The organism is Terrimicrobium sacchariphilum (assembly GCF_001613545.1).
Taxonomy (GTDB): Bacteria; Verrucomicrobiota; Verrucomicrobiia; order Chthoniobacterales; family Terrimicrobiaceae; genus Terrimicrobium; species Terrimicrobium sacchariphilum.
This window is the reverse complement of the sequence record NZ_BDCO01000002.1, coordinates 1,682,707-1,697,150: the sequence shown is the minus strand read 5'-3', so window position 1 is coordinate 1,697,150 and position 14,444 is coordinate 1,682,707. Positions and strand designations below refer to the sequence as shown.

Sequence of the window (14,444 nt, the reverse complement as noted above, 5' to 3'; positions counted from 1 at the left end):
CTCCGCGAGAAATCCAAGCTCCCCTCGCGCGTGCCGAGCGCCTCGGCTTTGCGAGACGCCCCTCCAGGGATATGGCTGACAGCTACGGCACCTTTGCGGTAAATCGATAGCGGCAGGGGCCATCCACTTCATGAGGCCGCTGATCAGGCAGGCGAATCAAAGCCTTCACACCAGCAGGCAGTGTCAGCGATCCCTGCACATGATCTCCTCCCTTTCCTCGACGCCACTCCGCCAGGATCAGGCCATGGGGACTCGGGGTCTTCGTGCTCGCATGACTCCCGACTATGACCGGTTCAAACGTGATTTCACTCCAACCGGGCGCAGATTGCCTCACCCCGCCCAGAATCTGCATCAAATGAAACAACGGATGTGCCGACCACGCGTGCGATCGGCTTCCGTTCCCCAACTCGCCGTGGAATCCCTCAAATGTCGTCCCAAACTCCGCCATCTCCTGCCAGCGCTTTTCGATATCGGCCACGACCTCCGCGCCATACCCGCGTGAGGCCAGTTCGGTATATACATAGGTAATCCAGTACGCAGACGGCGTGATTTCCGACTTCAGCTCACCCCGGAGGAACGGTAGCAGGCTCTTCTCAACAAAGACGCTGTCGTGCCGCGGGGAGAGCCGGTTCATCAAGGCGAGCGTCTGGGCGTGAACGGAGCAGTGGGCATTTCTCCTTCCATTGACACGGATGCCGTCGGAGATCAGACCGTCCTTTCCTTGCAAACCCAGGAGAGCCCTTCTGACCCTCATCGCCCAACGTCGACAGCGCGCTGCAGCGGGCCGCTGGCCCGCCACACTATACAACGTGCTCAGCCGATCGAGAGCATACAGCAGCCAGAAGCTGTAAATCGCCGACTCTCCATCCTTCTGGATATCGGTCCAGTCAAGGAAGAGCCAATATCTCTGGTCATACTTCAAAAGCCCCGTTTCCGGATTCGTCCACTCCTCAAAGTACGCAAGAGCGGAGGCAATGGTGCCTTGTTGAACGAGGAAGGACTCAATCGATCCAGTCTGCCAATATTCGTCCCAGAGCGTTGCCATCCAGATCAGAGTAAAATCTGGCAGGATACAATTGTGCGCCATCGTCGGAGCATGTCCGTAGGTGATGCCGGTCGGCGTGGTCATGGCGCCGACCTGGCGGATACCGCGATGCAGCAACCGGGCATCCCCGCTCAGGTGAAAGGTATTCCAGGCCTGGACCCGGGCATCTCCCCACCACTGGGCCTGCTCTCGCCATGGTGTATCGACGTAGGCATCCATGCTGCAGATACGCTCCGTCCAGGCACAGGCTTCCCAGATCTTCTCCAGAGCGCCCTCGGAGGACTGGAAACTGCCTTTCTGCTCGAGCGGATAGACTGCTGTGCGCAACGAGACGCCTACTCGAAGCGTGCCCGGGTTTTCCCGCACGGTGAGTACCAGATAGCGGAACCCGAAGGGATGGAAAAACTGGTGCTCCTGCCCGCCTGGGCGGCACGTCAGGCGGTGGGCAAATGCCATCCGACAATGAGCCTCTGGAAGGAAATGGGGCTCGAGCTTTTCTGGATCGATCGTCTCCGTATGAAAAGTCTCTACGCACTCGCCGCCCGAGGCTCCCTCGACGGATAGAATCACACTCCCCACGACGACCTTTCCAAAATCGATCAGGAGGCTTCTCCACCCACCCTTCCGGACTGGCAAGAACTCACTCTTCTCGGCTGATGCGGTACAGGATTCATGCCCGAGGCCTTCGTTATACCTATTGATGGCCAGATTTCGCGTAACGCGCCAATCAGTCATGCTGCGACCGGAGGCCTGGCCGATGCAAGAGCCGGAGGGAACGAGCGCCTCATCGAGCATCGGGAGTCCCCGTTCCTCCAGCGATGCCCATGGCATACTGTTCCAGACTGCCGCCCCATATTCGTGAGGAGTCCAGGTTTCGTCCTCCTGAAATCCCGGCAGCATCCAACCCGGATCTTCAAGGCGCAGATCGATATCCTCCTGAGGAAACAACTGCAAACTCGTCGGCACAGTCGCACGGTTGACACCCCGCTGCCGACGACAGCTCCAGGACTTGTCCGTCGTGATCTCCACCCCACCCCAGCGCGCTGCGACCAGCAAACCGGCATACCCTTGATGAAGATACTGAAAGTTGCTCCGGCCCGGGTTGTACGCTCTTACCGCGATGACATTGCGCCCTTTCCGCAACCACTCCCGGACATCCACCTCATCATAAGGCCAGGAATGCTGAAATCCGCGCGCCGGCCCACGACATACATAACGTCCATTGATGTAGAGCTGATACGATTGGTCCGCCGTAATGTAGAATGGTGCCTTTCTTGGCAGGGACTTTAGCGAAAAGCTTTTCCGGAACAGGGCATAACAGTTTCCCAGATCCCAGCAGAGACTGTCCGGCCAGATCCAAAAAGCCTTGGTGATAATATCCGGGACCTTGGTGGAGGGAATCGCACTCATGGGAGTGTATTTGATCGCAACGGAAAAAACAGCGTTACCGAAATCCGCTTCTTTTATTTCCCATAAATTGACATATTGCGGCGGCCATGAATGGCGTCACCTTATCCTCCGACCGGCCGGTCAATCACCTCGAGGTCCAGCCTTCCTCCTGGCTCTTTCTGAACCATTTGCGCGGACAGCAGGACGTGGTAGCTCATGACCATAATTTTCTGGAGATCGCATTCATTCTCCACGGAAATGCGCGTCATTTCGTCGTCGATGGGGAGGAGCGAAGCTCCGCTGGGGACATCCATATCATTCCACCGGGGGCATGGCATGGATACTGTGATTGCAGACATTTCGAGGTCTTCAATTGCCTACTCTCCCCGGTATTGATGGAAAAGGAACTCGGCTGGATGAAAGATGACCCTTCTTTCGGCCAGCTCCTCGGTATTTCCAGCCCACGAGGCTTCGCTCCAGTACAAAAACTCCGGGCTTCCCCTCGTCGTCTCAAGACCCTCCACCCGTTGCTCGCCGACCTGGAGCGAGCTTATACGGGCAAGAGATCTCGTACAGCGCTCCTCGCAAGATTATTACTGATTTTTGACTTTCTCCAGACACTTGTCCAAACGAAGGACCGGCCGGTTGTGAAGCCATTGGAAATGCACCCCTCGATTCGACAGGCCCTTGATCTCATACACTCGGGTATCGCGGAGGACTGGACTCTGGACAGGCTCGCCGCTCAGCTCCGACTCAACCCAAGCTATCTGGTGCGCCTTTTCCGGACCGAAACCGGAAGCAGCCCGATGAAATTTCTCTCCCGCATCCGGGCGGAACGCGCTGCCACCCTGCTCCTTTCGGGGTCAACTCGCATCGGAGATATCGGCGTCGCTGTGGGATGGCCGGAACCGAAGCAGTTCGCCACCAGCTTCCAACGTCACTTTGGAGTCAGCGCGTCATCCTATCGCCGAAAGATGACCCGATCGCTGGGGGAGACCGCCCCTAACCGGGCGTTCTGATCGGAAGTCTTTTCCGGGAGGCTCGACTCAATAAGGAATACGCCAGCAGCGCCACCCCGCTCGTCAGGAAAATCCCAAGCATTCCCATGGACAGGTAAAGCGCGGAACTCCACAGCGCGGGAGCAGCCACAGCGGTGATAATCGTATTCCCGGATGTCTGGATAAATCCCTGGCATGAAGATGCCAGCCCCCTGCGGTGCGGGAAAATATCCAGGGCCATAATCGTCAGGGTCGGCATCCCCATGGCGCTCCCGACAACATAAAAGAAGAGCGGCACAATGCTCCAGGGCAAGGATGGCGGGTGTGTGAGGCTGAACACAAAATTACCCAGCGCCGAGGCAAACATGAGGCCGTAGGCCGACGTCAATATCCTCGCGGAGGAAAGCCTGCCCGCGAGTCTGCCCGCCAAAGCCGTCCCCAGCATCATTCCCGCCGTGATCGGACCAAAAAGCCAGAAAAACTCCGTCTCCTGCCGCCTCAAAATGCCAAAGATAAATGCCGGAGCGGATACGATGTAGACGAAGACCGCGGAGAAATTCAGGGTCAATGTCACGGCGAGCGTGACGAATTGGATGGAACTGAGAGCGCCCCAATATCCTCGCAAAAGATGCAAGGGATGCAGAGGCTGCCGATTTGCATGCGGCAGGGTTTCCGGCAATGCCTTCCAGCATGCCAGCCAAACGAGCGCCGAGAATACCACGAGAAAGCCAAACACCGCACGCCAGCCCACGGCCATCTGCAGCCATCCTCCGACAATCGGGCCAAGCGCAGGCGCTATTGCAAACACTACCGCGATCTGGCTCATCAAACGTTGCGCCTCGATGCCATCGAACAAGTCGCGCACCATGGCACGGCCGATGATCATCCCGCCTCCAGCGCTCAGGCCCTGCAGTACACGAAAAGAAATCAACGACTCAATGCTCCAGGCGCACATGCACCCGATCGAAGCCAGCACAAAGATGGCCACCATGATCAGTGTCACCCTCCGCCGTCCGAAGCTGTCCGAAAGGGCGCCATGAAATAAGGTCATGGCGCCAAATGGCAGCAGATATGCCGTGATCGTCTGCTGCACCACCAAGGGTGATGCCCCAAAGTGATGTCCAATATCACGAAACGACGGCAGATATGCGTCTATCGAAAACGGCCCCAAGGCAGAGAGCGCCGCCAGAAGAAAAGGCACACCTTTATGGTGTCCCGCCGTACTTTTCATCCCGCAGTCGCTCTCGCCCGTCGGACTTTATGCCTTGGCCAGCAACTGCCGCACATAGGCAACCTCGCTTCTGGCCTCTTCGATGGTTTTTGCGAGATCAAAGCTCTCGACGCCGCAAATGCCCACAGGAACAAATTCCATCGTGGCCTCCACTCCGTCTGCGATGCCACTGAGAAGCTCGCCCCAAGGCACAACACCAGCCTCCATGGTTTCGAACGACACATCCGGCTTCCGGTTCTGAAGGTGAATGTGCCGGATGTACGGCTTTTCCAACTCAAGTTGCTCCCGGATAAGGTCCACATCCTTGAAAAAAGTCGGTTGAAACAGAAGCCCCACCTTCGGATTGGCGATTTCCTCGACCAGTCGTACGAGCGCACGCGGATCGTCCGCCACGGAACCATCATGGGTTTCGAGTAGGATCTCCGTGTCGGGAATGCGTGCAGCGACACGCTGCAACCTTTCCCGGAGCGCCTGCACGCCCTCGGCATCATCCGGCTTCATTCCCGCGCCGGGAAAGAGGCGAATCTTCTGAAAGCCGTAAAATTCGATGCGTTCGGCAATCTGATCAACCAGGGAATCGACCTGGGAGTCCGTGGTAACGGTTGGGTTGAGATTCAGATAGGAGCTGAGAATTACCGGGGTGATATTATTGCTGGCAAAAGCATCCCGGATCTCGGAGGAGATCGTCTCGGCGGTCAGATGCGGCTCGAAGATTTCCACTTCCGGAAATCCAGCCTCCGCGATAAGTGGAAGGAGAACCGGAAGCGTTTGCGAAACCCGCTGCGGGGTCCAGCGCGCCGGTTCCAAGGCGATAGTATGCAGATAGATTTTCATGAGGCGGCTGCCCGCTTGGAACTTCTTATCAAGTAACCCCGGGTGACACCAAGCAGACTTCTCACCAGCCCTCTTCACACTATGGGATAGAGGGAGGATCGTCCTCTGGCATCAGCCTCTCATTGGATCTACCTCGACCCGCCGCGGCCCGATCAATTCAGGGAGAGGGAACCCGGGCATTGGTCGCTTGCGCTGCCTGCCGCTCCTCGACATTGAGCGGGAAAATTGGCGAGGTGACATGTTCCTTTTTGATGGCCTCCATCAGGATTTTTACCTGCTCTGGATGCTGGGCGGCGAGGTCGGTTTTCTCGGCCGGGTCCGTATTGAGATCATAGAGTTCAAATTTCCCTGGCGACTTGGAGCAGATTCCCTTGAGCACGCCCTTCCATCGCCCCATACGGACAGCCTGGGCTCCGCCTTTTTCCACCGTCTCCCAGTACAGCACGGTGTGTTGCTGCTGCTCCGGGTGCTTTCCTTTCAACTCCGGCAGCATGGAGACTCCGTCCATGCCGGGAGGAATGGGTACTCCCTCCACCTGGGCCAGAGTCGGCAGGACGTCGCAAAAGCTCCCGACGAAATCCGATGTGGTGTCGGAAGGAACCGTCCCCGGCCACCACGCAATCAACGGCACGCGAATTCCTCCCTCGTAGAGATCCCGCTTGATGCCGCGCAGGCCGCCTGCGGAGTTGAAGAGCTCCAACGGTGCGCCACTCTCTGGCGTCGGACCATTGTCACTGGTAAAGAGGACCAGCGTATTGTCCGCGATACCCAGCTTCTTCAGTTCATCGAGGATCCTGCCGACATCGCGGTCCAGTCGGGTGATCATCGCAGCCCGCTGCTTACCCACCTGCGGCCAGTCCTTTTCCGCATATGGATCGACTGAAGGCGGGTTGAGGTTGAAGTGCGGAATCGTGTAGGGGAGATAGATAAAAAAGGGCTTGTCCTTGTTGGTATTGAGAAACTTCAGTGCCTCCTCGGTGAAGCGATCGTGCGAGTACCCGCTCGCAGGCTCCTTCGCGCCATTGCGCCAGAGGAATTTCGGGTAGTAATTATGCGCCTCTCCGTGATCGATGTACCCGTAAGCCAGCTCGAAGCCCTGCTTGTTGGGATCGCCCTCGCTACCGACTGCCCCCAAGCCCCACTTGCCAATGATTGCGGTGCTGTATCCCGCATCTTTTGCGAGTGTGCCCAACGACGGAGCGCTGGCGGGGATGGGCGGCTCACCATCCTTGTAAGGCGGGACGGCATGATACGGCAGCGCACGCACCGCCGTATGCCCTCCATGCAATCCTGTCAGCAAGACCGATCGAGAAGGGGCGCATACCGTGGCTCCCGCGTAAAACTGCGTGAACCGCATCCCCTCTTTGGCCATCTGATCGAGTGCGGGCGTCTGCACCTTTGTCTGCCCATAGGAGCCGAGATCTCCATATCCCAGGTCATCGGCCAGGATGAAGATGATATTCGGTTTGCCCTCGGCGGCCTCGAGTCCGCCATGCAAGCCCCACATCGCGGCGAGGCATGCCAGCGCCTTCCCCGCCTTTCCTGCTCTCGAGATTCCACCAAACGCGCGCTTGGCCACCAAATTGGATTTCATTTTTCCCATCTCTTTCCGACGACTCTGTGATGACTCCGTGAGGGGGGAATCGTTCCGGCACATCGCGATATAGCACACCGAACATCCGACCGGGCGGAGCGTTCACACACATAAATGTATCGATATATAAATATAATCAACACATTTATTCCTCTTCGGCAAGGAGGGGATCGATCTACAGGAAGACGGCTTGCATGTTGGCAATCTGCGACACTTTCCCTAAAAAGGGACTCATGGTTCTCGCGACCTCCCGGTTCATACCATCTCTTCCCGCCAGATACATCGCGTGCATGACGCTGGCCCTCTCGGTGATCGTCGGCCTTTCCCCAATTTCCTGCGCAAAGGGCAGTTCTTCCGATCTCGTCATTTACGGAGGTACGCCAGCAGGCGTAGCCGCGGCGCTTCAAGGAGCTCGCATGGGAAAGTCCGTGACGCTCATCGAACCGGGTGGCCGGCTGGGAGGAATGACCGCTGGGGGCCTCGGGTGGGTCGATGTCGGCGATCCCAGCACGATTGGAGGCATCGCCCGCGAGTACTTTCATCGCGTATGGCAGCATTATCAGAAGGATGACTCGTGGAAATGGGAACCCCGGCGCTCCATGCCCGGCCAGCATGGCAAGCTCGCCGAAGGCGATGAAACGATGTGGATCGTCGAGCCCGGAGTGGCGGAGTCTCTTTTCGAACAATTGGCGGCAGATCCTCACATCACCATCGTACGCAGCGAGCGACTGAACCGCACGGCGGGCGTCCACAAAGGAAACCAGACCATCTCCTCCATCACAATGGAATCTGGCCGCACATTCGATGGGCGCATGTTCATCGATGCCTCCTACGAGGGTGACCTTCTGGCCGCAGCCGGTGTCTCGTATATCGTGGGGCGCGAACCCAACAGCCGCTACCAAGAGACCAATAATGGAGTTCGCTCGCTGTTGAGCCCGGCGAAGTTCCCCGAAGGCATCGATCCCTACCGCATCAAGGGCGACCCCGCCAGCGGACTGCTTCCCCGGGTGGAACCCGACCACGGCCTCCCTCCCGGTGAGGGAGATAGGGGTGTCCAAGCGTATAATTTCCGCATGTGCCTCACAGACGTGCCGGAGAACCGCGTCGCGATCGAAAAGCCTGCCGATTACGATGAGAGCCAATACGAACTCCTGCTGCGCGCCCTGGAAATCGGAACGAAGCGATTCATCACCCTGGATCTCCTGCCTAATCGCAAGACCGACTCCAACAACCTCGGATACGTCTCCACCGATTTCATCGGAATGAGCGCTGCATACCCGGAGGCGGATTACGCAACTCGCGAAAAAATCATCAAGGCCCATGAGCAATACCAGCGCGGCTTTATGTGGACTCTCCAGAATCACCCTCGCGTCCCCCAGGAAATCCGGGACTTTTATGCCCCCTGGGGGCTCGCGCGGGATGAGTTCAACCGTACGGGAAACTGGCCGCATCAGCTTTACATCCGCGAAGCGCGTCGCATGGTTGCCGACTACGTGGTCACGGAGAATACGGCTTTGGGCAAAGACCCGGTCTCCGATCCGGTCGGTCTGGGTTCGTACGCCATGGACTCCCATGCGATCCGCCATACCATCTCTCCCAAGGGTTTCGTGAAAAACGAGGGCGGCATGTTTGTCCAGCTCCCAGGTCCGTACGGCATCAGCTATCGTGCGATCATCCCCAAGGAGGAGGAATGCCGAAATCTGCTCGTTCCCGTCTGCGCCTCCGCCACGCATGCCGCCTATGGCTCCATGCGCATGGAGCCGGTTTTCATGGTGCTCGGGCAATCCGCTGCGACTGCGGCCTGCCTCGCGATGGATCGCGGCAGTTCCCTCCAGTCCCTCCCTTATACGGAACTCCGCGAGAAGCTACTCGCTGATCATCAGATCCTCGATTGGCCCTCCCCGATGTCGGCCACCCACTGAATCCGCCGGCCGAAAGGAGCATCCGTCTACAGGACGAACAAAATGCTCCCGCCATTTGGATTTATCCGCGACGCGAACTCTTCGATCATTGAGGAATGAAACGGTTTATCGCGGCCTTTCTCCTGGCCACTCCCCTCGCCATTGCCACCGATACCTTGTTGCCTCTGGCCAACGCAGGTTTCGAGGACGGATTGAGCGGATGGACTCTTTCTCCGGGCGCTCCGGCCGAGGCCGTCCCCGAGGCGGCATCCCTCGGCGCGCTGGGTCTCCGTGTGAAAACCGGGTCGGATTTTCAGATCTCCAGCACGCCGCTACCCGTTCAGCCGGGGGAAACGTACGCCGTGGAATTTTGGAGCACTGGTTCGAAGGAAGAGAGCGGCCGGGTTGCGGTAAAGATGATATTCAAAGATGCCAGTGGCAGCACCCTCAAGCCTGCCATGGGAAAAATCCGCAAGTGGCCCGCGGGCAGCACGAGCGCAGGGCCTTTTTGGGAGAACTCCATCCTGGCAGCGGCCGCTCCAGAAAATGCCGCCTCACTCAGCATCCAGATCATTCCAGCCGCCAATAGCGATCCTGGCACCGCCATGCTGGATGACTTCATGGTCAAAAAGCTGGGCGAGATCGTGCCCATGCAGCGCGATGCCGATGGCGCAGCTCCAATCCCTCCCGCCGACCCTGCACGACTTGCACTCCTGGAGAAGGAGATCGCCGACAACCCCCACCGTGGCAAATCCGCGCCGCGCATCGTTTTGAAGCTGGATGATTTCGGACCGCGCAACGGGAATGTCCACCCAAAGTGGATCAAGGTCGCTCAATACGCCAAGGAAAAGAACATCCCGGTGACGTTTGGGATCGTGGCCAAAGGACTCGAGGAAGATGCTCCCGCGTTTTTTCAGTGGACGAAGGAGCGCAACGCGGCAGGGGAAATCGAGTTCTGGAATCACGGATATGATCACGCCGAGGGACCAAACGCCGAGGGGAAAAAGGTGCAGGAATTCAACGGCACCGGATTCGATCATCAGAAGGCTCACATGGCCGATGCCAATCGACTGGCGAGGGAGAAACTCGGGTTTCCGTTCATTTCCTTCGGCGCACCCTTTAACGCCACCGACGCCAATACCGTAAAGGTGCTGGAGGAATCCCCCGACATCAAGGTCTGGATGTACGGAAATGGCAAACAACCGGCCGGCAAGAAAGTCCTGAGCCGCTGTTATGCAGTTACGATCGAAAGCCCGACCTTCATCCCAAATTATGCCGACTTCCTCGAAGGATATGCCCACAACCGCGGCGCGGAATACTTTGTCATGCAGGGACATCCCACCCATTGGAACGATGACCGCTGGAATCAGTTCATAAAAATCGTCGAGTTCCTAGTCGCGCAAAAGGCGGAGTTTGTGAAGGCCTCCGATTTTGCCTCCAAATAGACCATAGCGATATGCACAGCAGTGCGCTTGAGGTACTACAAGAAGAATTTCCCCACATTTGCATATTTGGAAACCCGACGATAGAGGTGAAATCGTAATGCCACTCCCCGCCCCACTCCAGAGCATGTCCCGCCGCCTCCAGGTTGCTGCAGCACTTTTGATCCTCGGCTTTTCCGCTCACTTGTCCTCAGTGCAGGCAGCCGAGACGGACTCGCCGGAAAGCGATAACCCCGCATCGGAGTCCGACGCTTCACCAAAGCCTGCCGATACTCCAGCGATCCGGCCGTCCTTTACCCCTCGTCCCATCAAACTCCCGGCCATCCCGGAGAAGTTCACCCATCCCGGCATCCTGAATACCCGAGAGGAGTTGGAGTTTGTAAAAGGCAAGATCGCCGCAGGAGAGGAGCCATGGAAGAGCGCCTTCGAGCAGATGAAGAACTCCTTCTGGGCGGCGCTTGACTACAAACCCAATACCCCCCGGAAAACCATCCGCTCCGGCATCAATGGCGCAGGAGCGGCAGATGGCGGGGTCAGCGGCGCTTCGATGGACGCCAAGGCGGCATATACCCAGGCACTCATGTGGGTCTTCACCGGCAACGAGCAATATGCCCGCAATGCGGTGGCGATCCTGAATAACTGGAGCATCCTGCGAGAAAACCTGGGAGGAAACTGGTATCTGCAGGCAGCCTGGCTCGCAGGCACGTTTGCCGAGGCGGCCGAGATCATGCGTTATACCTGGGATGGCTGGAAACAGGACGAAATCGCCGCCTTTTCCGAAATGCTGGAGGAAGCCTTTCTGCCGATCTTTCACAATCGCATGGCCTTCGGGAACCGGTACTTCTCCGTCTGTCAGGCTATGATGGCCATCGGCGTCTTCAACAATGACAAGGCTGCCTTTGCCGAGGGCATGCACCGGTGGATCAGCTACGTGCCTTGCTGGATCTACCTGACAGAGGATGGTCCTGAGCCAATCCGCCCCGACTTCTGGCTGACCAAGCCCAGCAATGAAGAGCTTGCCGCCCTCTCACCGGGAAAAAAGTGGATGTTCCGCGACCAGGAGATACTGACGGTCATGAAGGAGAACAAGCTGGGCGACGATTCCTCGCTCTACAAGCTGGAGGAAAACTTCGGTGTGGGTCGTCGCCATTGGAACGGCGCGCCGGCTGCGGCATTTGTAGATGGCTTGTCGGCGGAAACATTCCGCGACCTGGGCCATTGCGACCTGGGATTTGCCGCGCTCGTAAGCTGCGCGGAAATCGCCTGGCACCAGGGCATCGACCTCTATGCCCTGGAGGCGAAAAGGCTCACGAAGTTCCTCGAGCTGAACTCCGGATTACGTATTGACGAAACCGTTCCTCCGGTATTTTTCCGCGTTCGTGGTACGCCGATCCAGTCGTTCGTGGAGGCTGGCTACAATCACTATCACAACCGCCTCGGCATGGAACTGCCCAAAACCAAGGCCCTTATCGACAAGGCTCTGCGTCCCTGCCTCACCAAGGAAATCAACGGGCGCTCCTGGTCCTGGGTTCCCGTGGAACCCGGCATCCGCGCCGAGAACGTCGTGTGGCCCACCGGGTGTAATGTCGCCTGGGAAACGCTGACTCACTCGAATACCGGTCCGACAAAGTAACCTTCATCTCGAGCTACCAAGGCAGGAAAAGGCGCGCTATCCTCAGCGCGCCTTTTTGCTTGAGGCATCATGAAGAAGACCTCCCGCGGTACCCAAGGCAGGCCCGAGCCCCCTGGACAAACGAGTCGACATGAACTCCCTGCCGCCCTACCGACGTGCAGTTCACCGCACGTCCCCTCTTCCGCCGTCTAGGACAGATCAATGCCGGCGGGTTTGGGGAAAGCCCTTAACCCTGCGAGGTGGCACGTCGACGTAATATCCACAGGCTGGCCAATGCACCCACGAAGAGAGCGCCAGTGACGGGTTCGGGAACAGCCGAAATGACCAGATCATTTCCATCCCCTCCGGCGTAGCTGAGGCGATATTCAAAAGTCCCCATGTCGTTGCTGAGATAAAACGTATTGCCAACTCCAAAAGCCGAACCGTTGATCTTGGCAAATGTTCCAGTGATGGAATCCAACTGGTCATTCGCCACCAGGACAAAGCTCCCTCCGGGCGTAAATCCACTGGCAAGAGTGAGCTCCAGGTTTGACGCTGCGCCCAAAGTCAGTGTTCCCACCAGAGCCAGGCTGGTGAACGATCCATCCAGGCTATAGGCGAGAGTGGATGCATTCTGCACATTGAGACCGCCAGAGGTGCCTGCCGAGAAAGACGCGACGTCCTTCAGCTTTCCCGAGGTGAAGTTGAATGTATCCACCGCGATATTGCCACGATCCATGTTCAGGGTGCCGCCGCTCACTGTGACGGTCGACGTGACTCCATCGCCTCCTGCTCCCTCCGTGAGATTTCCCTGGATCAGGAGCGTGCCGCCCGAGACCGTGACATTGGCGGCGACCGTGGCGGCTGTTCCCGCCTTGCTTCCCATGGTTACATTGCCTCCGACTGACATCGATCCGGTGACCGAGACATTAATGGAGGCGGTCACTGGAACGACCCCGCTGGCATTTTCTGCCATATTGACATCTCCGTTGACACGGAAGGACCCGCCCTCGATGCCGATGGTTGCGGTGAGAGCCCCTAAACTCCCCGGGGTTCCGGAACCATATGCGGTCCTTCCCACGACCAGGGAGTTTGCATCCACGGTGCCCTGCTTCATATAAAAGCCGGCCGTCGTGTTGCCGCCGAGGTTGGCTCCTGACTCAGAGCGGGTTCCCACCTTCATCTGATCAATTAACGCATCAATACTGCCGCCACGTAGATCAACTGTCCCATTCTTGGAGTTGTTCACGCCGAAGGTGCTCGCGAATGTTCCGATATTGAGATTGGCCCGTGCGGAGCCTCCGCTCGTCCCACGTATCACCGTCGTCGCGTCAATCAGGCTCGCACGATAGGAAATCGTAGCTCCACCGTAATTGCTGCCCACATTGATCGTCGAGATATTGATCGTATTGGTCTGCCCCAGAGTGAGCGCACTCACCGCTCCACCGCTCGTGCTGCCGGTCGAGGTGCCGAGGTTCATAGTGGAAGCCGTCAGCACATTGGCATCTGCGAGGGAAACCGATCCCGTCGACCGACTCGTATCACCGCCGAAGTTCAGGGTCGCCACGTTGGCATTGAAGGTCGACAGCCCCGACATATCCAGCATCGCGGATGATCCTGAAGATGGCCCGCCCACAGAGATACTGGAAGAACTTTCATCAATCACCAGGGCGCCGCTTCCGCGTATAGCCACCCTCATTTGAATGCTAGTTACCGTTGCCGCCACTCCGCCGACGGAGAAAATGGGGTTCGGCGCCGTGGTCGCCGAGGAATTCAGCGTCAGCGTGACACCAGAGTTGATCTGGGTGACCTGCCAGGGATTTCCGGCGATATTCGTATTATTATACGTCAGTGAGTTCAGCGTATAGCTTTGATCGACGACATTTCCGACCGTGGTGGAATTCGCTGTCTTTCCGTAAGTATCTCCGAATATCACGTCATTTCCCGCCGGACTGCCGTTGGGACTCCAGTTTGTATTTTCGGACCATAGCGAACCCGCCACATCGGAGTTCCAGGTTTGGGAGGTCTGTCCAAATGCCGCCGAGGCACAAATCAACAGCATCGGAAGTGTGAGGGGACACTTACTCATGAGACGATTTTAGAATGCAACCAGCCGCACAAAAGCGAAATTCTCAAAAAATCCATTCTACCTGTTGATTCCCTCTCCTCGAGGGAATTCCGGTGCAGCGCCTTCCAAAAACCACTTCCGACCATCAAAATCGACAGCCTGAAATTTCCCTCACATCATCTCACCTGTTCGCGGACGGAAGCTCGCCGAAAGCGCGAGATTCTACAACACGAACAATAAACGATTTGGTTTCCCCCTCCCCCCAGCCTAATAGTCCTCCATGGACTCCGTTTCACCCTCCGAAACGATTCAAATCCCTGCGTCGCGGGA

The 14,444-nt window shown here is 57.7% G+C and carries 9 protein-coding genes; 4 read left to right on the top strand and 5 right to left on the bottom strand.

Going from position 1 to position 14,444, the window contains the following annotated elements:
* Positions 1 to 82 precede the first annotated feature (82 nt).
* Entirely contained in the window at positions 83 to 2,455 is a 2,373-nt protein-coding gene (locus tag TSACC_RS07965) for an alpha-L-rhamnosidase-related protein (protein WP_075078816.1), read from the bottom strand.
* An 86-nt stretch (positions 2,456 to 2,541) separates the two neighbouring features.
* On the opposite strand from TSACC_RS07965, the gene TSACC_RS07960 reads away from it, so the two are divergent.
* Positions 2,542 to 3,453, top strand: coding sequence for an AraC family transcriptional regulator (locus TSACC_RS07960; protein ID WP_075078815.1), 912 nt, complete (start codon positions 2,542 to 2,544; stop codon positions 3,451 to 3,453).
* Here the strand turns inward: TSACC_RS07960 and TSACC_RS07955 are convergent.
* The 3 genes from TSACC_RS07955 to TSACC_RS07945 form a co-directional block, all read right to left on the bottom strand.
* Complete coding sequence (locus TSACC_RS07955; protein WP_202815928.1) at positions 3,437 to 4,633, bottom strand: multidrug effflux MFS transporter; 1,197 nt, start codon at positions 4,631 to 4,633, stop codon at positions 3,437 to 3,439. The genes TSACC_RS07960 and TSACC_RS07955 overlap by 17 nt on opposite strands.
* Before the next feature lie 57 nt (positions 4,634 to 4,690).
* A complete protein-coding gene (locus TSACC_RS07950) occupies positions 4,691 to 5,497 on the bottom strand; it encodes a sugar phosphate isomerase/epimerase family protein (RefSeq protein WP_075078813.1) in 807 nt (268 codons plus the stop codon).
* Between the two features lie 157 nt (positions 5,498 to 5,654).
* Positions 5,655 to 7,091 (bottom strand): arylsulfatase, encoded by a 1,437-nt coding sequence (locus TSACC_RS07945; RefSeq protein WP_084400598.1) that lies wholly within the window; start codon positions 7,089 to 7,091, stop codon positions 5,655 to 5,657.
* 233 nt (positions 7,092 to 7,324) lie between these two features.
* Here TSACC_RS07945 and TSACC_RS07940 point away from each other — a divergent pair, with 233 nt between their 5' ends.
* The 3 genes from TSACC_RS07940 (at position 7,325) to TSACC_RS07930 (ending at position 12,067) form a co-directional block, all read left to right on the top strand.
* A complete protein-coding gene (locus TSACC_RS07940; RefSeq protein ID WP_237763921.1) occupies positions 7,325 to 9,013 on the top strand; it encodes an FAD-dependent oxidoreductase in 1,689 nt (562 codons plus the stop codon).
* 95 nt (positions 9,014 to 9,108) lie between these two features.
* Positions 9,109 to 10,437 carry a DUF2334 domain-containing protein gene (locus tag TSACC_RS07935; RefSeq protein ID WP_075078811.1) on the top strand — a complete coding sequence of 443 codons (1,329 nt, stop codon included), beginning with the start codon at positions 9,109 to 9,111 and terminating at the stop codon, positions 10,435 to 10,437.
* A gap of 97 nt (positions 10,438 to 10,534) precedes the next feature.
* On the top strand, positions 10,535 to 12,067 hold the full coding sequence (locus TSACC_RS07930) for an alginate lyase family protein (protein WP_084400306.1): 1,533 nt from the start codon (positions 10,535 to 10,537) through the stop codon (positions 12,065 to 12,067).
* Positions 12,068 to 12,293: 226 nt separating this feature from the next.
* Here TSACC_RS07930 and TSACC_RS07925 read toward each other — a convergent pair whose 3' ends face one another.
* On the bottom strand, positions 12,294 to 14,135 hold the full coding sequence (locus TSACC_RS07925) for a beta strand repeat-containing protein (RefSeq protein ID WP_153811333.1): 1,842 nt from the start codon (positions 14,133 to 14,135) through the stop codon (positions 12,294 to 12,296).
* Positions 14,136 to 14,444: the final 309 nt, after the last annotated feature.